17 protein-coding genes are annotated in these 21,946 nt (G+C 62.4%); 6 read left to right on the top strand and 11 right to left on the bottom strand.

All coding sequences use genetic code 11. The annotated features are described in order from the left end of the window. Positions 1-222: 222 nt before the first annotated feature. Complete coding sequence (locus ASN89_RS16280; protein ID WP_058049995.1) at positions 223-771, top strand: thymidine kinase; 549 nt, start codon at positions 223-225, stop codon at positions 769-771. 126 nt (positions 772-897) lie between these two features. Here ASN89_RS16280 and ASN89_RS16275 read toward each other — a convergent pair whose 3' ends face one another. Further along, entirely contained in the window at positions 898-1,170 is a 273-nt protein-coding gene (locus tag ASN89_RS16275; RefSeq protein ID WP_034755175.1) for a putative signal transducing protein, read from the bottom strand. A gap of 48 nt (positions 1,171-1,218) precedes the next feature. After that, on the bottom strand, positions 1,219-3,189 hold the full coding sequence (locus ASN89_RS16270; RefSeq protein WP_058049994.1) for a methyl-accepting chemotaxis protein: 1,971 nt from the start codon (positions 3,187-3,189) through the stop codon (positions 1,219-1,221). Positions 3,190-3,709: 520 nt separating this feature from the next. Here ASN89_RS16270 and ASN89_RS16265 point away from each other — a divergent pair. Beyond that, a complete protein-coding gene (locus ASN89_RS16265; protein ID WP_046684159.1) occupies positions 3,710-5,980 on the top strand; it encodes a carboxy terminal-processing peptidase in 2,271 nt (756 codons plus the stop codon). Positions 5,981-6,178: 198 nt separating this feature from the next. Here ASN89_RS16265 and ASN89_RS16260 read toward each other — a convergent pair whose 3' ends face one another. Next, complete coding sequence (locus ASN89_RS16260) at positions 6,179-7,105, bottom strand: LysR family transcriptional regulator (protein ID WP_058049993.1); 927 nt, start codon at positions 7,103-7,105, stop codon at positions 6,179-6,181. Between the two features lie 119 nt (positions 7,106-7,224). On the opposite strand from ASN89_RS16260, the gene ASN89_RS16255 reads away from it, so the two are divergent. Next, on the top strand, positions 7,225-8,439 hold the full coding sequence (locus tag ASN89_RS16255) for an MFS transporter (RefSeq protein ID WP_058049992.1): 1,215 nt from the start codon (positions 7,225-7,227) through the stop codon (positions 8,437-8,439). Positions 8,440-8,596: 157 nt separating this feature from the next. On the opposite strand, the gene ASN89_RS16250 is transcribed toward ASN89_RS16255, so the two are convergent. Then, positions 8,597-9,643, bottom strand: coding sequence for a hypothetical protein (locus ASN89_RS16250; protein ID WP_058049991.1), 1,047 nt, complete (start codon positions 9,641-9,643; stop codon positions 8,597-8,599). Between the two features lie 234 nt (positions 9,644-9,877). Next, positions 9,878-10,561: a pentapeptide repeat-containing protein gene (locus ASN89_RS16245; RefSeq protein ID WP_058049990.1), complete on the bottom strand. Its 684-nt coding sequence runs from the start codon at positions 10,559-10,561 to the stop codon at positions 9,878-9,880. A 309-nt stretch (positions 10,562-10,870) separates the two neighbouring features. On the opposite strand from ASN89_RS16245, the gene alaC reads away from it, so the two are divergent. The 3 genes from alaC to ASN89_RS29700 all read left to right on the top strand — a co-directional run bounded on the left by alaC (position 10,871) and on the right by ASN89_RS29700 (position 12,986). Then, on the top strand, positions 10,871-12,088 hold the full coding sequence (gene alaC, locus ASN89_RS16240) for an alanine transaminase (protein WP_034755193.1): 1,218 nt from the start codon (positions 10,871-10,873) through the stop codon (positions 12,086-12,088). Positions 12,089-12,379: 291 nt separating this feature from the next. Next, positions 12,380-12,811 (top strand): hypothetical protein, encoded by a 432-nt coding sequence (locus ASN89_RS16235; protein WP_058049989.1) that lies wholly within the window; start codon positions 12,380-12,382, stop codon positions 12,809-12,811. Between the two features lie 46 nt (positions 12,812-12,857). Next, positions 12,858-12,986, top strand: coding sequence for a hypothetical protein (locus tag ASN89_RS29700; protein WP_258002789.1), 129 nt, complete (start codon positions 12,858-12,860; stop codon positions 12,984-12,986). A 72-nt stretch (positions 12,987-13,058) separates the two neighbouring features. Here the strand turns inward: ASN89_RS29700 and glpK are convergent, their stop codons facing one another. From glpK to ASN89_RS16205, 6 genes are all read right to left on the bottom strand, one after another. Continuing rightward, positions 13,059-14,549, bottom strand: a complete 1,491-nt coding sequence (glpK, locus tag ASN89_RS16230) for a glycerol kinase GlpK (protein ID WP_058049988.1) — start codon at positions 14,547-14,549, stop codon at positions 13,059-13,061. Next, positions 14,546-16,105: a glycerol-3-phosphate dehydrogenase gene (gene glpD / locus ASN89_RS16225; RefSeq protein WP_058049987.1), complete on the bottom strand. Its 1,560-nt coding sequence runs from the start codon at positions 16,103-16,105 to the stop codon at positions 14,546-14,548. The genes glpK and glpD overlap by 4 nt, the downstream gene beginning before the upstream one ends. 46 nt (positions 16,106-16,151) lie before the next feature. Next, a complete protein-coding gene (locus tag ASN89_RS16220) occupies positions 16,152-16,913 on the bottom strand; it encodes a TSUP family transporter (protein WP_058049986.1) in 762 nt (253 codons plus the stop codon). Positions 16,914-16,920: 7 nt separating this feature from the next. After that, positions 16,921-18,942: an alpha-glucosidase gene (locus ASN89_RS16215; protein WP_058049985.1), complete on the bottom strand. Its 2,022-nt coding sequence runs from the start codon at positions 18,940-18,942 to the stop codon at positions 16,921-16,923. A gap of 81 nt (positions 18,943-19,023) precedes the next feature. Further along, complete coding sequence (locus tag ASN89_RS16210; RefSeq protein WP_058049984.1) at positions 19,024-20,424, bottom strand: porin; 1,401 nt, start codon at positions 20,422-20,424, stop codon at positions 19,024-19,026. Between the two features lie 65 nt (positions 20,425-20,489). Continuing rightward, the gene (locus ASN89_RS16205; protein ID WP_058049983.1) at positions 20,490-21,944 is read right to left on the bottom strand and encodes an NAD-dependent succinate-semialdehyde dehydrogenase; all 1,455 of its coding nucleotides are present in this window, start codon (positions 21,942-21,944) and stop codon (positions 20,490-20,492) included. Positions 21,945-21,946: the final 2 nt, after the last annotated feature.

Raw genomic sequence — 21,946 nt, 5'->3', positions numbered from 1 at the left:
AGGCGGGTGGACGAGTGCGGCGAACGAATGTTTATATGCTTGCATATGCGCGCTTCGCATATCGGCAACAAGGTTCGCGATGCGAGTATGCGCCGTTTTTATCCCGCTTGCCGCGCCAATGGCGCGACTATTAAGCTGCCGCAAGCCCGCCATTGCGATTTATAATCACGCCTCGAAAAGATACTAAATAGTATTGAAATTACTCAGACAGGGCAGGCGGCAGTGGCAAAACTTTATTTCCGGTATTCCGCGATGAACGCGGGCAAGTCGACGGCCTTGTTGCAGGTCGCGCACAACTATGAAGAGCAGGGCCAGCAGGTGCGCCTGTACACGGCCGCCATCGACAGCCGCTACGGCGTGGGACGTGTCACGTCGCGCCTGGGCCCGCAGCGCCAGGTCGATATCTTCCATGCCTACACGAATTTCCTCGACGATATTCCCCAGGTGGCTTGTTTGCTGGTGGACGAGGCGCAATTTCTCAGCACGGCCCAGGTGCAGCAGCTGCACCAGCTGGCGCAAGTGAAGGGCGTGCCCGTCATCTGCTACGGCTTGCGTACGGATTTCAAGGGCGAACCGTTCCCCGGCTCGGCCTACCTGCTGGCGCTGGCCGACGATATCGAGGAATTGAAGAATATTTGTACTTGCGGCAAGAAGGCCACGATGAACATCCGCGTGGATGAGCAGGGCCGCCGCATCAAGGAAGGCGAGCAGATCAGCATAGGCGGCAACGAGAGTTACCGCCAGGCTTGCGGGCGCTGTTTCTATGCCTGATTTACAACGCCTAGCAAAACCGTAGCGAGCGGAAGGAAGTTGTGATTAAGAAGCGCAACTGTACGAAGGTACAGTGAGCATCGCAGACCGCAAATTACGATGCGCAGTAGGTTTTGATAGGTGTACTTAATCGGCGACGGGCGCGCCCACGTCGGCATCGTCCGACAGCGCCAGGTCGCCCCGCTCGAAGGCGGCCAGGATGTCATTGGCGCGCGCCACGTCGTGCTCGCGCACCATCACGCGGGCGCCGCCGATGGCGGCCGCCAGCAGCATGTCGGCCTGCATGTGCTGGTCGTCCGTCAGCAGCACGTCGATGCCGGCCGCTGCCAGGCAGCCGCGGATGACGTGCGCATCCGTGGGGATCATCAGCCGGGCAATCAAAACATAGTCGTCGTGCATCGCGTCTCCTGGCAAGGTGATTTGCGCCATCTTAGCACCGGCCCCGCTTTACAGCTTGAATACGCTCACCACCTGGTTCAGCTCCTGCGCCTGCTCCTGCAAGGCGTCGGCGGCCGCGGCCGCTTCTTCCACGAGGGCCGCGTTCTGCTGGGTCACCTGGTCCATCTGGGCGATGGCCTGGTTGACTTGCTCGATGCCGCTGCGCTGCTCTTCGCTGGCCTGCGCGATTTCGGCCATGATGGTGCTCACTTGCTGCACGCTGGCCACGACGGTGTCCATGGTGACGCTGGCCTGGCTCACCTGGGCGTGGCCCAGGTCCACCGTGCTGGCCGACGCCTGGATCAGGTCCTTGATGTCTTTTGCCGCCGCCGTCGAGCGCTGCGCCAGGGTGCGCACCTCGGTGGCGACGACGGCAAAGCCGCGTCCCTGCTCGCCGGCCCTGGCCGCTTCCACGGCCGCGTTCAAGGCCAGGATATTCGTCTGGAAGGCGATGCCGTCGATGACGCCGATGATGTCGGCGATCTTGCTTGACGAGCTGCGGATGGCGTCCATGGTGCTGGCCACCTGTGCCACGGCCGCGCCGCCTGTCGCTGCCAGGCTGGATGAGTCGTGCGCCAGCCGGCTTGCCTGCTGCGCGTGATCGACGTTCTGGCGCACGGTGGAACTCAGTTCCTCCATCGATGCGGCCGTTTCTTCCAGCGAACTGGCTTGCTGTTCCGTGCGGCTCGACAGGTCCAGGTTGCCGCTGGCGATTTCACCGGACGCCGTGGCGATTTGCCCGGCGCTGCCGCGCACGTTGCCGACCACTTGCGACAGGTTGTCGCTGATGCGGTTCATGGCCAGCAGCAGGCGGCCGATTTCATCCAGGCTGCTGGTGTCGAGGTGCACCGTCAGGTCGCCGGCGGCGATTTGCGCGGCGGCCGTTTCGGCGGCGGCCAGCGGGCGCGACACGAGGGTGCGCACGAGCCAGTACAGCAGCAGGGCGAAGACGAGCAGGGCGATGAAGCCGGAAACGGCCAGCTGGTTGCGCATCTGGCGCGCTTCCGCCGTGATCTCGTCCGTGAACGTGCCGCCCGCGATGATCCATTGCCAATCCTTGAATTGACGGTAATACAGCTGCTTTTCGCGCGCGCTGGCAGCCGTTTCACCGGGCGCCGTCCACGTGTAGCGCATGGCGCCGTCTTTTTGCGCCAGCATGTCCTGGATGAACAATCGGCCGTCGCTGGCCTTGAACTCGAGCGCGCTCTTGCCTTCGCTGTTCGGGTGCAGCACCAGGTGGCCGTAGTTGGCGCCGGGGGCCGTGTCGACGATATAAATGTAGCCCGTCTGGCCGATCTTGACCTGGCGAATCTTCTCTTTCAGCATGGCCAGATTCTTGCTGATGTCCAGGCCGATGAACAGTACGCCGACCACCTTGCCGCCCGCGTCGCGCACGGGATCGTATTGCGTAATGTATTGCTTGCCAAACAAGGTGGCCATGCCAACGAAGCGCTGGCCCGCGCGCAGCGGCGCATAGCTGGGGTGGTTGTGGTCGAGCTGGGTGCCGATGGCCCGTTCGCCATCCTGCTTTTTCAGCGAGGTGCTGATGCGCACGAATTCATCGCCATTGGCGGCAAAAATGGTGGCGATCACGCCCGTCTGGGCCGTGTAGCGGTCGACCAGGGCTGTGTCGAGGTTGAGCACCTTGCCGCCGTTGGCCAGCGCCGGCGTGGCCTTGCCGGCGACGGCCACCATGGCACCCGTGTCGACCGTGAACGGGCCGGGAAATTCGGCCGCGAACAGGCGCGCGAAGCTGGCCGCCTCGTTGACCATGGCCGTATGGAACACTTGCGTGGTCGTCATGACGCTATTGAGTTCGCTGGTGACGGCCGCTTCGGCGCGCTGTTCCAGGGCAGTTGAGGTGCGGATGCTGATCAAGGTCGTCAGGCTGGCGAGGATCAGGCTGACGAGGGCAAACGTGAACACGGTAATCTTGCCGCCGACACTCCAGTGGCGGGGGGAGAACGAAATTGTAGGCATAGTTTGAGTCTGGCAAAGGGTAATCAGCTCGGCCATTCCTGGTCATGACATGACACGCGGGGAGGGGATCTGGTGGGGATACTGCTGAAACGGAGGCGCGCCGGCTGTGGGAGCCGCGCACAGGCAAGCTGGATTTCAGGGCGCGATGATAGCATGTTGCTTGCCTTTTGTTACTAAGTGTTTCACGCAGGAATTAATATTTCGCGTAAAAACATCATCCATATCAAGGATTGCAAAAGCGACTCATTGACTTTTTTGTTTTCAATGATGCGTTTTGGCACTCATCGCTAAAAGGCGATGCAATTTTTGTCACGAATGTTTCACTTTGTAATGAATGAGGCGCCGTCCTTAATCCGCGTTTAAGCTTCCGGGAAGAAACTGATATTCCTTGGGAGACTGCCAGGCCGTATCCTGTAGAATAATATGCAGACCAGTCGTGTATTCCCCTTACTGTCTTGCTGGCTGGCGCATGAATAGCTGCGCCGCCTGGAATTGATTCAACTAATTTTCGGAGAAGCCGATGAAGAAGCAAATGATGCTGGTCACCCTGGTGCTTGCCCTGTCAGCCAACGCTGGCGCAGCCCAGACGGACAAGAGCGCCGCTCCTCCGCCCCCCATGAAGCCGCTGGCCCAGCAAACGCAGGCCGCCTTGTGGGCATCGCGCGTATTGACGCGCGTCCATTACAAGGCCATGCCGCTCGACGACGCCATGTCCGAGAAAATCTTCGACCGATACTTTAAGTCCCTGGACGCGGAAAAACTGTTTTTCGTGCAAGCCGACATCGACCGTTTCGCCCCGCTGCGCACCAAGCTCGACGACGCCATCATCAATGAAGATCTGACGTCGCCGTTTGCCATCTATAACTTGTACCAGCAGCGTTTCGACGAGCGCATGGCGTATGCCCGTGAATTGTTGAAAACCAAGTTCGACTTTGCCGCCGACGAGAGCTACCAGATCGACCGCGAAAAGGCCGCCTGGCCGAAGAATGACGAGGAAGTGCGCGACCTGTGGCGCAAGCGCGTCAAGAACGACTGGCTGCGGCTGAAACTGGCGGGCAAGGAAGACAAGGCCATCCGCGAGACCCTGGACAAGCGCTACGAAAGCTACACGACCCGTGCGCGCAAGCTCAACAGCGAAGACGTGTTCCAGATTTTCATGAACGCCTACGCCATGTCGATCGAACCGCACACCAATTACCTGGGCCCGCGCGCTTCCGATAACTTCGACATCGCCATGCGGTTGTCGCTCGAAGGCATCGGCGCCGTGCTGCAGACGCGCGACGAATACACGGTCGTGCGCGAAGTCGTGCCGGGCAGTCCGGCCGGCCTGTCGGGCAAGCTGAAAGTGGGCGACCGCATCGTCGGCGTGGGGCAGGGCGAAAGCGGCCCCATCACCGAAGTGCTGGGCATGCGCATTGACGACGTGGTTCAATTGATCCGCGGCGCCAAGGATTCCGTCGTGCGCCTCGACATCCTGCCGGCCGATGCCGGCCCCGACGCCAAGCACGTCGTCCTGCCGCTGGTGCGCAAGAAAATCAGCATGGAAGAGCAGGCAGCGAAGAAATCGATCATCGAAGTGCGCGACAACGGCGTCAAGCGCCGCATCGGCGTCATTGCCCTGCCGACGTTCTACCAGGACTTCGAAGCGCGCCGCCGTGGTGACAAAGACTTTAAAAGCGCCACGCGCGACGTCAGCCGTTTACTGGCCGAGTTGAAGAAGGACAAGGTCGACAACGTCCTGATCGACTTGCGCAATAACGGCGGCGGTTCGTTGAACGAAGCCGTCGAACTGACGGGCCTGTTCATCGACAAGGGTCCTGTCGTGATGCAGCGCAATGCCGAAGGCAAGGTCGACGTGGAAAGCGATACCAATACGGGCCTGGCCTGGGATGGTCCGATGGGCGTGCTGATCAACCGCGGCTCGGCCTCGGCTTCCGAAATTTTCGCCGCCGCCGTGCAGGATTACGGCCGTGGCGTCATCATCGGCGAAGGCAGCTTCGGCAAGGGTACCGTACAAACCTTGTTCAACCTGGACCGTTTCGGCGGCAGCGAGAAAGCCCGCTTCGGCGAGCTGAAAATGACCATCGCCCAGTTCTTCCGCATCAATGGCGGCACCACGCAGTTGCGCGGCGTCACCCCCGACATCAAGCTGCCAGCCATGTCGGATACGGAAAACTTCGGCGAATCGAGCTATGACAATGCCCTGCCATGGGTGGCCATCAAGCCGGCGCCGTACATGCCGACGGGCGACCTGAAGGATATCGTGCCGCTGCTGGACAAGAAGCATGAAGCGCGCGTGGCCAAGGACAAGGATTTCCAGTACCTGCTCGATGACATCGCTCTCGTCGTCAAGCAGCGCAAGGAAAACCAGATTTCGCTCAATGAAACCGTGCGCCGCAAGGAGCGCGATGCGCAGGAAGCGCGCGCCAAGGCCCGTGAAAAACGCCTGATCGCGCAGATTTCGAATCCTGCCGACGACCTGGTGGTGATTCCCGATCCGAAGGACGTGCTGAAGGGCGCGAAAGCGGCAAGCAAGACGGCCAAGCAGATCGCCGCCGTGAAGGGCGCCTTGCGCACCGATGACGGCTTGCAGGGTGACGAACGGGCCCTGAGCGCCGAGCTGGACGCCGAAACGGCGGCCAAGAGCGCCAAGGACGTGCTGCTGAACGAAGCGGCGCGCATCCTGGCCGATGAAGTGGCGCTGATCAAGGCCGACACCCGCCTGGCGTCCAAGGTCTTGCCGTATGCCGCGGATGTGAAGGCGACGCCGGTGGCGGCGACAGCGAAGTAATGAATGCGGGGTCAGACCCGTCGGGTCTGACCCCAGCTTTTGCTTTGGGGTAAACAGTAGTTATTCGTTTCGCGTATTTCTATCATTTCAACAATCAATTGGATTGATATGCCGCGATGCAGCATAATTCATTCGTCTCCTCTATTCTCCTCCAAGAAAATAGATTCAGCCCGCTCCTGTAGCGGGCTTTTTTTTGCCTCAAATCTTGGGCATAGGCAGTTGCACGTCGGGGTGGGCAGCCAGCAAGGCCGTGATCCAGCCGGCAAACGCCTGCAGCTTGGGCGTGGCCAGGCGGCCTTGCGGCGTCAGCAGTGACATCGGCATGGGCGTCGGCGGACAGTCGGGCAGCACGGCCACCAGCGCGCCGCTGTCGAGGTGCGCGCGCACCTGGTACATGGCCGCCTGCGCCACACCGAGCCCTTGCAGTGCGCAATCAACGCTGGCGTCCGCGTCGTTGACGGCGATGGGGCCGGCCATCTGCACGCGTACGACTTCCTTGCCTTGTTGGAAATCCCAGTCGAAGGCGCGTCCCGTGCGGCCCGAGTAATGAATGATGCCCCGGTGCACTGCCAGATCGGCCAGGGTGTGCGGCGTGCCATGTTGCGCCAGGTAGGCGGGCGAGGCGCACGTGACGAAACGCATCAGGCCGATCTGCTTGCCGATGAAGGCGGAATCTTGCAAGGTGCCCACGCGCAAGGCGCAATCGATGCCTTCCTGCGTCAGGTCGACCAGGCGGTCAGTCAGGCTCAGCTGCAATTGCACGTCCGGCCAGGCGGCATGGAATTGCGCGATATGGGGAATGATCAGGCGCCGGCCCACGGTATTGGGCAGGTTGATGCGCAGCAAGCCGCGCGGTTTTTTCGCGTCCGGGCCGCGAAACGCCAGTTCCGCCGTATCGACGGCTTTCAGGATGTCGATGCAGTGGCGAAAGTATTCGGCCCCTTCCGGTGTCAGCGACAGGCGGCGCGTGGTTCGCTGCAGCAATTGCGTGCCCAGATAGGCTTCCAGCTTTTGCAGCGTGGCCGTCAGCGCGGCGCGTGGCAAATTCAAGGTTTCGGCCGCCTTGGAAAAACTGTTGGCCTCGACGATGCGCACGAAGGTTTGCATGGCCTTGATCTTGTCCATGGGAGAGCTTCCGTTTAATTGTTCATGTTATGTGAAAAGTATAAGCGGATTATGCCCTAATTATCTTTGCCTCAGCTTTGCCTAGAATGGCAACATCCCTATCGAACCGAGGAAACAACATGAACAAGGCCTCACCGTCTGCTCCCCACGACATTTCGCCCGCCATGGTGCTGCTGCTGGCCATCGCTTCCGGCCTGATCGTCGCCAATCTGTACTACGCGCAAACCCTCGTCGGGCCAATCAGCGCTTCGACGGGCCTGTCGGCCAAGGCGGCCGGGCTGATCGTCACCCTGACGCAAGTGGGCTATACCCTGGGCCTGCTGTTTGTCGTGCCCCTGGGCGACTTGCTGGAAAACCGCCGCCTGATCGTCACTGCCTTGTTGGTGACGGCCACGGCCCTCGTGGTGGCAGCCCTCTCCACCGGCGCCATCGTGTTCCTGGCCGCAGCGCTGGCCATCGGCCTCGGTTCCGTGGCGGCGCAAGTGATCGTGCCGTTTGCCGCCCACCTGTCGCAAGAGGCGACGCGGGGCCAGACGGTGGGCAAGGTGGTCAGCGGCTTGTTACTGGGCATCATGCTGGCCCGCCCCGTGGCCTCGCTGGTGGCGGCCCATGCGAGCTGGCACGTGGTGTTTGGTGGCGCCGCCGTGCTGATGGTATTGCTGGCGATGGTCCTGCGCCGTGCCTTGCCCGTGCGCCAGCCCGTGTCGAGCATGAAATATCCAGCCCTGATGGCCTCGCTGTGGCATCTGCTGCTGGGTACGCCCGTGCTGCGCCGCCGCGCCGCCTATCATGCCGGCCTGTTTGGCGCTTTCAGCCTGTTCTGGACCGTCACGCCGCTGGTGCTGTCCAGCCCTGCGTTCGGCCTGTCGCAAACGGGCATCGCCATCTTTGCCCTGGTGGGCATGGCAGGTGCAGTCGCTTCGCCCATCGCCGGCCGCCTGGCCGACGCGGGCCACACCTTGCCGGCCACGGCCGTTGCACTGGCGCTGGGCATCGTCGCCTTTGCCTTGCCGATGTTTGCGCCGGAATCGAAACATGTGGCGCTGGGGCTGCTGGTGGTCGCTTCCATCGTGCTCGACATGGGTGTTGCCGCCAATCTGGTGCTGGGCCAGCGCGCCATCTTCAGCCTGGGCGCTGAAGTGCGGGGCCGCCTGAACGGCCTGTATTTCGCGCTGTTCTTCGCCGGCGGCGCGGCCGGCTCGGCCATCGGCGCCTGGGTGTATGCCAGCTACGGTTGGCAAGCGACCTTGCTGACCGGCATGGCGTTTCCAGGCCTGGCCTTGTTGGTGTGGCTGGGAGAATTTTTGCCGCAGGCCACGCGCCGCACGGCTTGAAACCCTGATGGCGCCTCATTATCACTGATGAGTATTTCTATCATCATGAAGATAAAGTGGCGTGATATGCCGCAATGCCGCAAGATGCACTTGTCTCCTCTATCTCCTCCAAGGAAATAGATTCAGCCCGCTTCCGTAGCGGGCTTTTTTTTGCCTGTTACTTGTGCGGCATGCGATCGGCGTCGCAAAAGCCATAGCCCTGAGAATTGCCGCACCAGCCAGCTTCCTTGCGGGGCTCCGATAGCGGGTTGCAATAAACGGTGCGAAAATTTGTTGGCAGATAGCTTTTTAAGATGACATCAGAGATATTTCGAGGGGAAATTTTTTCGCCTTGTGGGGGCAGCGGAAACGTCGCTGCAATCGCGCGATCCGCTACATTGTCAATGAAGACAACGGTTTCACCGTCCTGGGTCTGGCACATGTGGTTGGTGGTGAAGTCATAGCGCTCCGCGGCCTTGATCATGAAAAGTGGCCCCTTGTTTGATATGCCCTGGATCATGGCCATGGCCGCCGAATAACTTCCGATAAAGCCGGCAATGGAGATTGCAAAGAGGAAGTAAGTGGTTTTTTTATTGGTCTTGAAATCGAAAATAAACAAGAACAACAGGAAAATGACCTCGAATATGATTGCCAGCACAGCATAGGCAAAGGCGCTGAACGAGAAGGCAAATATCAGGGTGGCGAGGCCAAAAGAAAAGGGCAGGTAGGACGGCGGAAATGGAAAATTGGCCGCAAAAAAATCGACTGCGCTCAGGCGCGAAAAAATCACGCAGGCAGACACCGCCAGGGAAACCGCCACTTTTGCCAGCAGGCTTGCAAAAACGGAATCCAGCGAAAATAGTACCCATGCAATGCCTGACACGCCAATGACGAGAATGCCTGTCAGTGCCACCTGTTCGAGGATGTAATTTACATAATCATCTGTTTCCTGGACATGTAGGTGCGATATCAGGAGGATCAAGCCGCCTATCGTGGTAATGGAAAAAATGACAAGTGAAATAATGGTTTTGGGATCGTTATATCTTTCGATCAGCGCAGGGATGATTTTTTCGGTGTCGGGAGATATCTTGACGATAAATCTTCTGATGCACTCCTTGTTTTCACGCAGCGCCATATAGCTGAAGATTATTCCCGCTGGCGGAACGGTGATGGATGTCAGGATGCACAGCAGTATGAATAAGATTATCTTTATTATCTTCATCATCGTAATTTGGCACTAGCGTCGGCGGATGTTTAAATGGAAAGCTGCGTGTGGAATATAGCACGCATTATTTGGCATGGACTGTGGTGAATGGAGTGGCCTGGGTCTGAAAAACTTCTGAGCGACGCAGAATGGGCGATGGACATGGAACAAGCAATGCCACCAGCCCAGAACCTTTAGTTGCGGCAACCCGCTTTTACCGCAAGCTTGCTGTTCAGGACGACTGTGGGGCGAGGCTTATATCACCACCAGGTCGAGCGCGCGCATGAAGTTGGCCGCCTGCGCATGCGTGATGACGGCGCCTTTCAGCAAGGCCGCTTCGCTCAATTTGAAACCGTCGATATCGGCGCCGCGCAAGTCCGCGCCTTGGAACTTCGCCAGTTTGATCGTGGCGTTGCGAAGGCTGCCGCCTTCGAAGACGGCGTCGCGGAAGTCGCAGCCGGCCAGGTAGGCGTCGGAAAAATCCAGCTGTTTTAATGTCGCCTTGCGGAACGAGAAGCCGCGCAAGTCGGCGCCCACCAGCAGGCTCTCTTCGAAGGTGAGGCCCAGGTGGGCCGCTTCCTCGAAGGACGCGCCCGTCAGCTTGCAGCCGCGGTAGGTGGCCGAGGCCAGCTTGGCGCGCCGCCATTTCGTGTTGTTCAGGTCGCAGCCTTCGAAGCAGGCGTCGACGGCGTCGACGGATTCGAAATCGGCACTGCCGGCGCGACATCGGCGCCAGGTGCTGCGCGCCAGCTTGCTGGCGAACAAGTTGGTGTCGGCAAAGGTGCAGCGTTCGAAAGTGCAGCCTTGCAAATCGAGGCGCGTCAAGTCTTCGCCGTCGAAGGCGCAATCGATGAAGTGGCGTACCGGCAAGGCCAGTTGCTGTTCCATGCCGGCGCGGTCCAGGGTCATGCCAGTTACTGCGGTGTCGTGAGTTGCCATCCGTCTAATTCCTAAAGTAAAAAACAGGGGAGGGATGGCGCGGCGGGAAAATGCACGAACCAGAACACCTCCCCGGCTGGTGTAACAGTCAGAGGTCAGCGCCGTGGGTCCGCGTGGGCGGGAGCATGCCGGACTGTGCCGGGCACTTACCGGGTTACCAACCGGTGCGCTCATTTTCGATCAGCCTGCATTGTAACGGCTTGACTACACACTTGCCAGTTCTTGCGAAGCCGGGTTAGTATCGTTGCAGGCGCACGCATTGTGCCAACGTCGCTCGGACGGATCCGGGCGCTTACGTATAGAGATACCATGACCGACAGCCAAGCTCCGCGCAGCTTTTCGCGCATCAATCGCCTTCCCCCCTACGTTTTCAATATCACCGCCGAACTCAAGATGGCCGCGCGCCGCCGTGGCGAGGACATCATCGACATGTCGATGGGCAATCCCGATGGCGCCACGCCGGCCCACATCGTGGACAAGCTGGTCGAGACAGTGAAACGCCCCGACACGCACGGCTATTCCGCGTCAAAAGGCATCCCCCGCTTGCGCCGCGCTATTGCGCACTGGTACAAGAAGCGCTACGAGGTCGACATCGACCCGGACAGCGAAGCCATCGTCACCATCGGCTCGAAAGAGGGCCTGGCCCACTTGATGCTGGCGACACTCGACCGTGGCGACACGGTGCTGGTGCCGAACCCCAGCTACCCGATCCACATCTGGGGCGCCGTGATCGCGGGCGCCGATATCCGCTCCGTGCGCATGGGCCCGGGCGTGGATTTCTTTGCCGAGTTGGAGCGGGCCATCCGCGAAAGCTATCCGAAACCGAAGATGATGGTGCTGGGTTTCCCGTCCAACCCCACGGCGCAATGCGTGGAGCTGGAATTCTTCGAGCGGGTCGTCGCGCTGGCGAAGCAGCACAATATTCTGGTGGTGCATGACCTGGCGTATGCCGACATCACCTTCGATGGCTGGAAGGCGCCGTCCATCATGCAGGTGCCCGGGGCGCGCGACGTGGCCGTCGAGTTTTTTACCATGTCAAAAAGCTACAACATGGCGGGCTGGCGTATCGGTTTCATGGTGGGCAATGCGGAACTGGTGGCGGCCCTGGCGCGCATCAAGAGCTACCACGACTATGGCAGTTTTACGCCCGTGCAAGTGGCGGCCATTGCCGCGCTGGAAGGCGATCAAAGCTGCGTGACGGACATCTGCGCCCAGTACCAGCGCCGCCGCGACGTGCTGGTGAAAGGCTTGCATGAAGCTGGCTGGATGGTGGAAAAACCGAAGGCGTCGATGTATATCTGGGCGCATATCCCGGAAGCGTATCGCCACCTGGGCTCGCTGGAATTTGCCAAGCTGCTGCTGCAAAAAGCCAAGGTCAGCGTGTCGCCCGGCATCGGTTTCGGAGAGTATGGCGATGAATACGTGCGCTTCGCCCTGATCGAAAACGAAGCGCGCGTGCGACAGGCGCTGCGGGGCATCAAGAATATGTTGCGTTCTGGCGACGGGAAAACGGAAGCGGCAGCATAAAAGTTGCCACATGGAATGCTTCGTTGCCCCTAATATCACTATTGCGTATTTCTGACATCACGAATATAAAGTGGTTTTATATGCTGCAACGCGGCATCATGCATTTGTCTCCTCTATCTTCCTCCAGGGAAATAGATTCAGCCCGCTCCCGCAGCGGGCTTTTTTTTGCCCTGTGTGCGTTCTCTTTCCCAAGACCGTATCCGCATGACTTTTATCAAAGTCCACTTCGCTGATACTGCCACCATTTCAAGTTGCACATCTTGTCGCGTCAAGCGTGTCCATGGGGGCGTCATGAACGACTGGCATCTGATGAATCTGTTTGTCCCAACCCTGTTGCCCCTCGTGTTTTTGAGCGCCTTCTTTCTTTTTGACCTGTCCACAACGGAAAAGGCGCGGGCCAATCCATTGGTTGCGATCAAGGATGGCCAACTATCGTGGGCGGGGCTGGGCATGTGCGTCAATGGGCTGTATGAACTGCCGCATCCCGCGGCTGGCAAGGCGGTGTCGCAGCTGTGGAGCATGAACACCTTCTGGCTGGTGGTCGCCGTGCTGATATTTCACGCGCTGATAGCGGCGGCAGGGCCCGTTTTCCCGACGAAAAAGTGCGGCTTCACCGTGTGCTTGAAAACGCTGCGCCACTACCGCGTGCTGCTTGCCTCGGCGATTCTCACAATTGCGGCCGGGTGGTTATACTCGGACATTCACTTGACAACACAGGGATAAGGTGACTAGCATGAAGTACAAGGAATTAAGTACAAGGAGTTCGATCATGGCGCGACTGGTACATCAATTCTTGCAAGATGAAGAGCGCAGCCGCAATCTGGTGGCGGCTGTCGGCATGGGCGCGGGCGTGATTCTGCTTACCTTGTCGATACTCAATACCTTCCTTGCCCGTTAATTTGCCCAGCTTGCCAGGTGTCGCCGCCGCTCGCAGGCGGCGTGTCGACATGCTGGCTACTGCAAGCGTTCGCTATCCCTCCCCATTCCCCGTAAACCGCCGCACCGCCACCTCCCACTGCTGCATCAGACTGGCCGCCTGGTCGCGTCCGATGGTGGGCAAGAACGTCCTGTCGGCGCGCCAGTGCGACGCCAGCTCGTCGGTGCCTTGATACAGGCCGATGGCCAGGCCCGCCAGATAGGCGGCGCCCAGCGCCGTCGTTTCGATCACTTGCGGGCGCACGACAGGGATGCCCAGCAAGTCGGCCTGAAATTGCAGCAGCAGGTTGTTGGCGCAGGCGCCGCCGTCCACGCGCAGTTCCGTGATCGGCGCTTGCGCGTCGCGCGTCATGGCGCCCAGCAGGGCGGCGCTCTGGAAGGCGATCGCTTCCAGTGCCGCGCGGGCGATGTGACCCACCGTGCTGCCACGGCTCAGGCCCAGGATGGCGCCCTTGGCCGACGGCACCCAGTAGGGCGCACCCAGTCCCGTGAACGATGGTACGAAGACCACGCCGCCCGAATCGGGCACGGAGGCGGCCAGGCCTTCCGCTTCGCCCGCGTGGCCAATGGCGCCCAGGCCGTCGCGCAGCCACTGCACCACGGCGCCGCCGATGAAGACGCTGCCTTCGAGCGCATACGCCGGCTGCGCGCCCACCTGGCAGGCGGCCGTGCTGATCAGGCCATGCTGCGATTGCGCACACTGGTCTCCCGTGTTGAGCAGCAGGAAGCAGCCCGTGCCATAGGTATTCTTGGCCATGCCCGGCTTGAAGCAGGTCTGGCCGAACAGCGCCGCCTGCTGGTCGCCGGCGATGCCGCCGATGATGACGGGGCTGCCCAGCAATTCCGCATCCGTTTCGCCATACACGTGGCTCGACGGGTGGACGGATGGCAGCAGGCTGGCGGGAATGCCCAGCCAGTCGAGCAGCTGGGCATCCCAGCAGCCTTCATGCAGGTTCCACAGCATGGTGCGCGAAGCATTGGTGACGTCGCTCACGTGCAGGCGGCCGCCCGTCATTTTCCACGCCAGCCACGTATCGATGGTGCCGAAGGCCAGTTCGCCGCGCATGGCCCGCGCGCGGGCGCCGGGAACGGCGTCGAGTATCCAGCGCAGCTTGGTGCCGGAAAAATACGGGTCGAGCACCAGGCCCGTCTTGGCATGGATGGCGCCGGCCAGGCCGCGCGCGCGCAAGTCTTCGCACAGCGCTTCCGTGCGGCGGTCTTGCCAGACGATGGCGTTGTAGACGGGCTCGCCCGTGGCGCGGTCCCAGACCACCGTCGTTTCGCGCTGGTTGGTGATGCCCAGCGCACCGAGCGCATCGGCCTGCAAACCCGCCTTGACCAGCACTTCGCGGCAAGTCTCGACCTGGCTGTGCCAGATTTCCATGGGGTCGTGCTCGATCCAGCCCGGCTGGGGGAAGAGCTGGCGAAACTCGCGCTGCGCCACGGCGACGATGGCGCCGGATTCATCGAACACCATGCTGCGCGAGCTGGAGGTGCCCTGGTCGAGGGCCAGCAAATACGTCATGCCGCCACCTCTTGCGCCAGATGGACCGCCAGCCACTGCTGCACGCGCGCCACGTCGGCCGGCGCGCAGCGCAATCCCAGCTTGCTGCGCCGCCACAGGATGTCGTCGCTGCTCCTGGCCCATTCCACCTCGATCAGATAGCACGCTTCGGCTTCGTACAGGCCGGGCGCCAGCCGCGCGCCCAGGTCGGCCATCGAGGTGGCGCCCGTCAGCAGGCGTGTGGCGCGGCTGCCGTAGGCGCGCGCATAGCGGCGCGCCAGCGCGGGCGGCAGCCAGGCGTGGTCGCGCTGGAAGCGGGCGAGAAAACCGTCGAAATCATGGCTGTCCACGAGCCGGTTCGGCTGCTGCAGGTCACCGCCGGGCAGGGGCGCCTCGGCCGTCCACGCCGCGGCGGTATTGTCCAGCAGGGGCGCCAGCAAGCCCAATGCTTCCTCGGCCAGCTTGCGGTAGGTGGTGATCTTGCCGCCCCAGATATTGAGCAGCGGCGCGCCAGTCGTCGTGTCGCCGCGCGCCACTTCCAGCAGGTAGTCGCGCGTGACGGCAGAGGCGTTTTGCGCGCTGTCGTCGAGCAGCGGGCGTACGCCGGAATACGTCCACACGACGTCGGCGGGAGAAATCTCGCGCTTGAAATAGCGGTTCGCCGCCTGGCACAGGTAATCGATCTCCATCTGGCTGATTTTGACCTGGCTGACTTCCCCCTTGTATTCCTCGTCCGTGGTGCCGATCAGGGTAAAGTCATCCTGGTAGGGGATGGCGAAGATGATGCGCTGGTCCGGATTCTGGAAGATGTAGGCGTTTGGATGCTCGAACAGGCGCGGCACGATGATGTGGCTGCCCTTGATCAGGCGCAGGCCCTGCGTCTTGCCGCCGCCGGCCGCACCGGCAAATTGCGCCGTCCACGGCCCCGCCGCGTTGACGATGGCGCGCGCGCGCAGCGTCTTGCGCTGGCCATCCTCGGCTTGCAGGGTGGCTTGCCAGTTGCCGCCATCGCGGCGCGCGTCGACGCAAGCCGTGCGCGTAAGGATGTGCGCGCCGTGTTCCTGCGCATCGAGCGCATTGAGCACCACCAGGCGCGCATCGTCGACCCAGCCGTCGGAGTACACGAAGCCCTTGCGGTAGCCGGCTTTCAGCGGCGCGCCTGCCGCGTGCGTGTCCAGCGCGATGCCTTGCGAGGCGGGCAAAAAGGCCCGCTTGGCCAGGTGGTCGTACAGGAACAGGCCCGCGCGTATCATCCAGGCGGGGCGCTGGGCGGCGTCGTGCGGCATGACGAAGCGCATCGGCCACATGATGTGGGGCGCGGCGCGCAGCAGCACTTCGCGTTCCTGCAGCGCCTTGCGCACCAGCTTGAATTCATAGTATTCGAGGTAGCGCAGGCCGCCGTGTATCAGCTTGGTGGACGCGGACGAGGTGTGCTGCGCCAGGTCGTGCTGTTCGCACAGCACCACGCGCAAGCCGCGGCCGGCCGCGTCGCGCGCGATGCCGGCGCCATTGATGCCGCCGCCGACGACCAGCAGGTCACAGTCGGCGGGCAGGGAGGAAAAGCGGGAAGCGGACATGGAAGACTCGTCTTGTAAAAGTAAAAAAGCTAAAAAAGGCGCCGCATCAGGCAAGCAGCGACAGCACGGGCGGCAGCACGAGGGCCAGGCCGGCGATCAGCAGCAGCACGAAGACGGCGCGGCGCACGTGTTCGATGGGCAGGCGCGAAGGGTGGCGGCGCGCCAGCCACGTCAAGCCCGTCACCAGCGGCAAGGCTTCCAGCGTCAGCCAGAATGCCGTCATGCTGAACTGGCCATGCGCCAGCACGAGGGCCAGGCGCAGCACGGCATTCGCGGCGAACAGCACGATCAGCGAGTGGCGGATCATGTCGGCCGGCCATGGCTGGCGGTACAGGTGGTAGACCATGGGCGGGCCGGCGCTGGCGAACAGGCCGCCCATCACGCCGGACACGCCGCTGAAGAACAGGAAGGCGGGCAGGCTTGACTGCCGCGCACGCGCGCTGGCGCGCAGCACCAGCATGAAGGCGCAAACGACGATGGCGCAGCCGAGCAGGAAGCGCAGCACGCTTACTTGCTGCGCGCTGAACCAGCCCAGCAGGGCCACGCCCGCGCCCACGCCCAGCTGGCTGACGGCCAGCGATGGGCCGAACACGGGCCAGGCCAGTTGCGGGCGCGTGCGGCCAAACGTGATGGCCGCATTCACCAGCACCAGCACGCTGACCACGTTGGCGACGTCGCCCAGGCTGGCCAGGTGCAGCACGGCCGTCAGGCCCAGCAGGATCAGGCCGAAGGCAAATCCCGTCAGGTTCTGCGCCACGCTGGCCAGCGCCACGCAGGCCAGGAACAGCAGGTGCGACGCCACGCTCATGCCAGGCTCATTTCGCCAGCGACAGGAAGAAGTCCTGCTGCGCGCAACCGCGCCGCACGAAGACGGGCGGCTGGCCCAATGGCGCATCGACTTCCACGCGCTGGCCGCCGTCGAACGCGGCGCCGCTCCACAGGTGGATCCAGGCGTCGCCCTGCGGCAGGTAGGCGCTCCAGCGCGCGGCACCGGCCGCATGCACGGGCGCCACCAGCAGGTCGGGGCCGAACAGGTACTGGTCCTGGATTGCGTAGGTGGCGCGGTCGTGTTCATAGTGCAGGAACAGCGGGCGCTGCAGCGGCAGGCCGCGCGCCACGGCCTCTTCGGCCAAGGCGCGGATGGTGTGCGCCAGCGCCACGTGCAGCCGCGTCATGCGGGCGAAGTGGCGGAACACCTCTTCATCCTGGTAGAACTGGAAGTTTTCGTCGGGGCGGTTGCCTTCGTGCGTGCGCATCATCGATGTAAACACGGCCATCTCCGTCCAACGCTGGAACAGTTCCGCCGTGCGCAGGTTGCCGAACAAGCTTGTATAGCCGCCGATATCGCTGTGGTGGTAGGCGTTGCCCAGGAGGCCCGAGGACAGGGCGCCGCAGATCACTGTCTGCAAGCCGTCGTGGCGGCTGAAGTCGACGGACTGGTCGCCCGCCCACAGCAGCGGGCAGTGCGCTTGCACGCCCGTGTAGCCGGCGCGCATGAAGAAGGTGGCGTCGCCCGTCTTGCCGGCCCGCTCGATGGCGCGCGCATTGACTTCGGCCCACAGGGTCGGCCACGCGTTGTGCATCAGGCGAGCGTCCGCGCCATTGTGCAGGCGCAGGTCGATCGGCAGGTATTCGCCGAAATCGGCCATCCAGCCGGACAGGCCGAAGTCGAGCATTTCCTGGCGCAGGATGCGTTCCTCGAACCACAGCGCGGCGGCCGGATTGGTGAAGTCGACGACGCCGCAATCGAATTCGCCGAAGTCGACCAGATAGGCGCCGCCGTCCATGCTTGTCGCCAAAAAGCCCTGCTGCAGCGCTTCCTGGTACAAGGTGCCGTCGTTGCACAGGTAGGGATTGACGTAGCCGAGGAAGCGGATGTCCTGTTTGGCCAGGTCGGCGATCCAGTTCTTCAGGTCGGGGTAGCGCTGCGGCTGCCAGCGCCAGTCCCAGAACAAGCGTTTGCCGAACGAGGTCTGGCGCAAGCCGACCCAGTCTTCGCACCACAGGGCGCTGACGGGCAAGCCGTGTTCCTGCGCCTGCGCCAGGATGGCGCGCGCGTGCTCCTCGCCGCCTTTCAGGCCCAGCATGGCGCCATTTTGCAGCCATGCAGGCAATTGCGGCTGGCGGCCGAAGCGCTGCGACACGACGCCGACCAGGTCGACGAAGGTCTCGGCCAGCATGAATTCCAGGCGCTCTGGCATGGCCCAGAATTGCAGCTCGTGGAAGTCGGCCTGGCGGAAATCGAAGTCCGCATACGCCGTCGTTTCCGCATGCAGGCAGTAACGCTGCGAAGAGATGAAACTCGGCTGCGGATAATTCGTGTGATAGTAGTCGCCGCCCGACTTGGACGTCACGTCCGCCTGCCACGTCAGATGCGTCGACTTGTCGCGGCCCACGCCCGGCTCCGACGTCCACAGGGGGAAGTGGCGGCCGCGCAAGTCGAAATACGACATCTGCTCGCCGCAGCCCCACACATGTTCGTCCTGTTCCGCGGGCAGGCGCAGCCACAGCCGGTTCCAGCCCGGCGCCGCGTACTGCACCACCAGGTGCACGCCATGCGGCGTCGCTTGCACGGCCAGCACCATTTGCGGTACCTCGCCCGCATGGCGCGCAAAGCTCAGGGTGGCGGCGTCGCCATCCTGCGTGACGGCCAGCGCGCGCAGGGCATTGCGCTCCTCGACGTAATCCTCGATCTCGAAATTGCCGCGGTACATTTCCATGCTTTCGCGGCCCTGGCCGACGAACACGCATGGCGCATCGGCGCTGTGGCGCAGCAGCAAGCGGCCGGCGCAGCGCAGGGCGACGCTGTCATTTTCCTGGTGTAGTGTGTACTGCATGACGATCAACTCCTGTGAAAACCGGCGCCCGCATGGCGGGGCATGCGGCGGGCCGGCGGTGCATCAACAATTAAGCACTAATTAAAAGACGAGGAACATGCCGGCGGTCAGCTCGACGGGGCTGTAGCCGAAGTAGTTATTGTCCCCCCGGAACTGCAATACGCCCAGCTTGGCGTGACTGTTGTTGGCGATACGCGTGGCATACGCATAGAACGACAGGGTAGGCTGGAAGTTGTACAGGTAGCCCAGCGAGTAGGCCGTCGACGTCGGCTTGCCCACGCCGTCGCCCGTGTTCGTGCCGAACGCGCCTTTGGCGTTGGCGCCGTCATAGCTGATGTGCGCCAGACTGCCTTCGATGCGGTGCTTGCCAAGGTCGTACGCGCCCGACACGCCGAAGGCGTCGGCCGCATAGCCGCCCGCGTTCGACACGCGGTAGGAGGTGTAGGAGCCGCCCAAGGTAAAGTCGTTCCACTTGTAGCGCGCGCCGACGATGTCCGTGACCTGGTTGCGCTTGACGAAGTTCGGCGTGCCGGCCGTGCTGATGTCGTTGCTCTGCTGGTAATCCATGTGCGCATAGCCGAGGAACAGATCGCCCTTCTTGTACAGCACGTTGGCGGCCCAGCTGCGGCCATCGTTTTCCAGGTCGGTGGCGGAAGACGCCTGCTGTCCGGCTGAATACGACACCTCCGCCGAGATATTGTTCCAGGTGGGGCTGCGGTAGCGCAGCGCGTTGCCATAGAACAGGGCCGTGCCCGAGTTGTTGCCGGCCAAACTCGTCGTCTTGCTGGCGTTGCCCGTCACGGGGTCTTTCAGGTAGCGGCCCAGGGATTCGGGGCGCGTGAGCGAGAACAGGGCGCTGAAGTCGTTGGCGCCGTAGTTGTGGGCCGACGCCAGATCGGCGCCCAGCGAAACCCAGAACGGCGCCATGTACATGGTGCCGCCTTCGATCGAGCCCCAGGTGGTCGAGGCAAAGCCCACGGTGGAGCCGCGGTTGAACAGCACGGACGAGGTGGTGTTGTTTTGCGTGCCGCCGCCCGCATTGCCGTTGAACAGGTTCAAGCCCGTTTCGACGCCGAAGATGGCCTTGTATTCATCGCTGAAGACCCAGGCGCCCGTGAGCCCCAGGCGGCTGGCCATCTCGCCCTGGTTCAGGCGGTGGTTCGTCAGCTGACGCCCGCTGGCATCCTTGCCGCGCGAGACCGTGTAGCCGATGTCGCCACGGCCGTACAGCTTCCAGTTGAAGCCGGTGGCGGGTTTTATCGGCGCCGCCGCCGATGATGCCGGTGCGGCCGCCATCACTGCTGCTGGCGCTGGCTGGGCCGCCTTCGCTTCCATCTGCGCCACTCTTTCTTGCAGCTGAGCCAGCATGGCTTTCATGTCGCTCAGTTCGTCGGCGTGCGCGTTAGCGCTAACAAATGATGCCGAAAAAAGGGCGCCCGTGATGGCCGCGGCCAATGTGGTCTTGCGTAACGTCGTTTGCATGATCCTGTCTCCTGTGTTTTTATAGGTGTATTATTGCTGATCCCTGCCTTGCCTACATTAAATAATCAAATCCCTCCCATGCACAAATATTTGATATCGAGGAAGTCGTCCATGCCGTAATGCGAGCCTTCGCGGCCCATGCCCGAATGCTTGACGCCGCCGAACGGCGCCATTTCATTGGCGATCATGCCCGTGTTGATGCCGACCATGCCCACTTCCAGTTCTTCGGCCACGCGCCAGACTCTGCCCAGGTCGCGGCTGTAGAAATAGCCGGCCAGGCCGAACTGCGTGGCGTTGGCCATGGCGACGACTTCGTCTTCGCTGCCGAAGCGGAACAGGGGCGCCAGCGGGGCGAAGGTTTCCTCGGTGGCCACCAGCATGTCGCTGTTCGCTTCCAGCACCACGCTGGGCTCGAAAAAGCTGCCGCCCAGCGCGTGGCGCTTGCCGCCGATGGCCAGCTTGCCGCCCTTGGACAGCGCGTCGGCGATGTGCTGCTCGATCTTGCGCACGGCGTTTTCATCGATCAGCGGGCCTTGCGTGACGCCAGCGTCCAGGCCATTGCCCAGTTTCAGTTCGGCCACCTTGGCCACCAGGCGGGCGGCGAAGTCATCGTAGATGCTGTCCTGCACGTAGATGCGGTTGGCGCACACGCAGGTCTGGCCGCTGTTGCGGTATTTCGACATCAGCACGCCTTCGACGGCCGCGTCGATGTCGGCATCGTCGAAAACGATGAAGGGCGCGTTGCCACCCAGTTCCAGCGACAGCTTCTTGATCGTGCCGGCCGCCTCGCGCGACAGCCAGGCGCCCACTTCCGTCGATCCCGTAAACGTGATCTTGCGTACCAGGTCGTTGTGGCACAGTTCCGTGCCGATCGCTTGCGCCGCGCCCGTCACCACATTGAACACGCCGGGCGGCACGCCGGAGCGCAGCGCCAGTTCGCCCAGGGCCAGGGCCGACAGCGGCGTTTGCGACGCCGGTTTCAGGACCATGGCGCAGCCGGCCGCCAGGGCAGGGCCGGCCTTGCGCGTGATCATGCCGTTCGGGAAATTCCACGGCGTGATGGCCGCGCACACGCCGATCGGCTGCTTGATGACGACGATGCGCTTGTCGTTCGATGGCGGCGCGATCACGTCGCCATACGCGCGCTTGCCTTCTTCGGCAAACCATTCCAGGTAGGCCGCGTTCGAGACGATCTCGCCCTTCGCTTCCGCCAGCGACTTGCCTTGCTCGCTGGTGAGGATCAGCGCCAGGTCGTCGGCGTGCTGCAAAATCAAGGCATGCCAGGCGCGCAGCACCGTGGCGCGCGCCTTCACCGTCTGCTTGCGCCACAGCCGGAAGGCCGCATGCGAGGCGGCGATTGCGCGCCGCGTCTCGGCCGCACCCATGCGCGGCACGGTGGCGATGACTGCGCCCGTGGCCGGGTTGGTGACATCGATGGTGGCGCCGTCATCGGCGTCGCACCAGGCGCCGTCGATCAGGCATTGCTGTTTCAACAGGCTTGCGTCTTGCAGGTTCAACATGG

The organism is Janthinobacterium sp. Ant5-2-1, from assembly GCF_001445815.1.
Classification (GTDB): Bacteria; Pseudomonadota; Gammaproteobacteria; order Burkholderiales; family Burkholderiaceae_D; genus Janthinobacterium; species Janthinobacterium lividum_E.
This window is presented reverse-complemented; position numbering and strand designations above follow the sequence as displayed.

Bases quoted from the DNA above. Each gene is read 5' to 3' on its own strand.
- ASN89_RS16250 (WP_058049991.1), bottom strand. From the start codon at position 9,643: ATGATGAAGATAATAAAGATAATCTTATTCATACTGCTGTGCATCCTG.
- ASN89_RS16210 (WP_058049984.1), bottom strand. From the start codon at position 20,424: ATGCAAACGACGTTACGCAAGACCACATTGGCCGCGGCCATCACGGGC.
- ASN89_RS16270 (WP_058049994.1), bottom strand. From the start codon at position 3,189: ATGCCTACAATTTCGTTCTCCCCCCGCCACTGGAGTGTCGGCGGCAAG.
- ASN89_RS16205 (WP_058049983.1), bottom strand. From the start codon at position 21,944: ATGTTGAACCTGCAAGACGCAAGCCTGTTGAAACAGCAATGCCTGATC.
- ASN89_RS16235 (WP_058049989.1), top strand. From the start codon at position 12,380: ATGAACGACTGGCATCTGATGAATCTGTTTGTCCCAACCCTGTTGCCC.
- ASN89_RS16220 (WP_058049986.1), bottom strand. From the start codon at position 16,913: ATGAGCGTGGCGTCGCACCTGCTGTTCCTGGCCTGCGTGGCGCTGGCC.
- ASN89_RS16265 (WP_046684159.1), top strand. From the start codon at position 3,710: ATGAAGAAGCAAATGATGCTGGTCACCCTGGTGCTTGCCCTGTCAGCC.
- glpD (WP_058049987.1), bottom strand. From the start codon at position 16,105: ATGTCCGCTTCCCGCTTTTCCTCCCTGCCCGCCGACTGTGACCTGCTG.
- ASN89_RS29700 (WP_258002789.1), top strand. From the start codon at position 12,858: ATGGCGCGACTGGTACATCAATTCTTGCAAGATGAAGAGCGCAGCCGC.
- ASN89_RS16255 (WP_058049992.1), top strand. From the start codon at position 7,225: ATGAACAAGGCCTCACCGTCTGCTCCCCACGACATTTCGCCCGCCATG.
- ASN89_RS16215 (WP_058049985.1), bottom strand. From the start codon at position 18,942: ATGCAGTACACACTACACCAGGAAAATGACAGCGTCGCCCTGCGCTGC.
- ASN89_RS16275 (WP_034755175.1), bottom strand. From the start codon at position 1,170: ATGCACGACGACTATGTTTTGATTGCCCGGCTGATGATCCCCACGGAT.
- glpK (WP_058049988.1), bottom strand. From the start codon at position 14,549: ATGACGTATTTGCTGGCCCTCGACCAGGGCACCTCCAGCTCGCGCAGC.
- ASN89_RS16245 (WP_058049990.1), bottom strand. From the start codon at position 10,561: ATGGCAACTCACGACACCGCAGTAACTGGCATGACCCTGGACCGCGCC.
- alaC (WP_034755193.1), top strand. From the start codon at position 10,871: ATGACCGACAGCCAAGCTCCGCGCAGCTTTTCGCGCATCAATCGCCTT.
- ASN89_RS16260 (WP_058049993.1), bottom strand. From the start codon at position 7,105: ATGGACAAGATCAAGGCCATGCAAACCTTCGTGCGCATCGTCGAGGCC.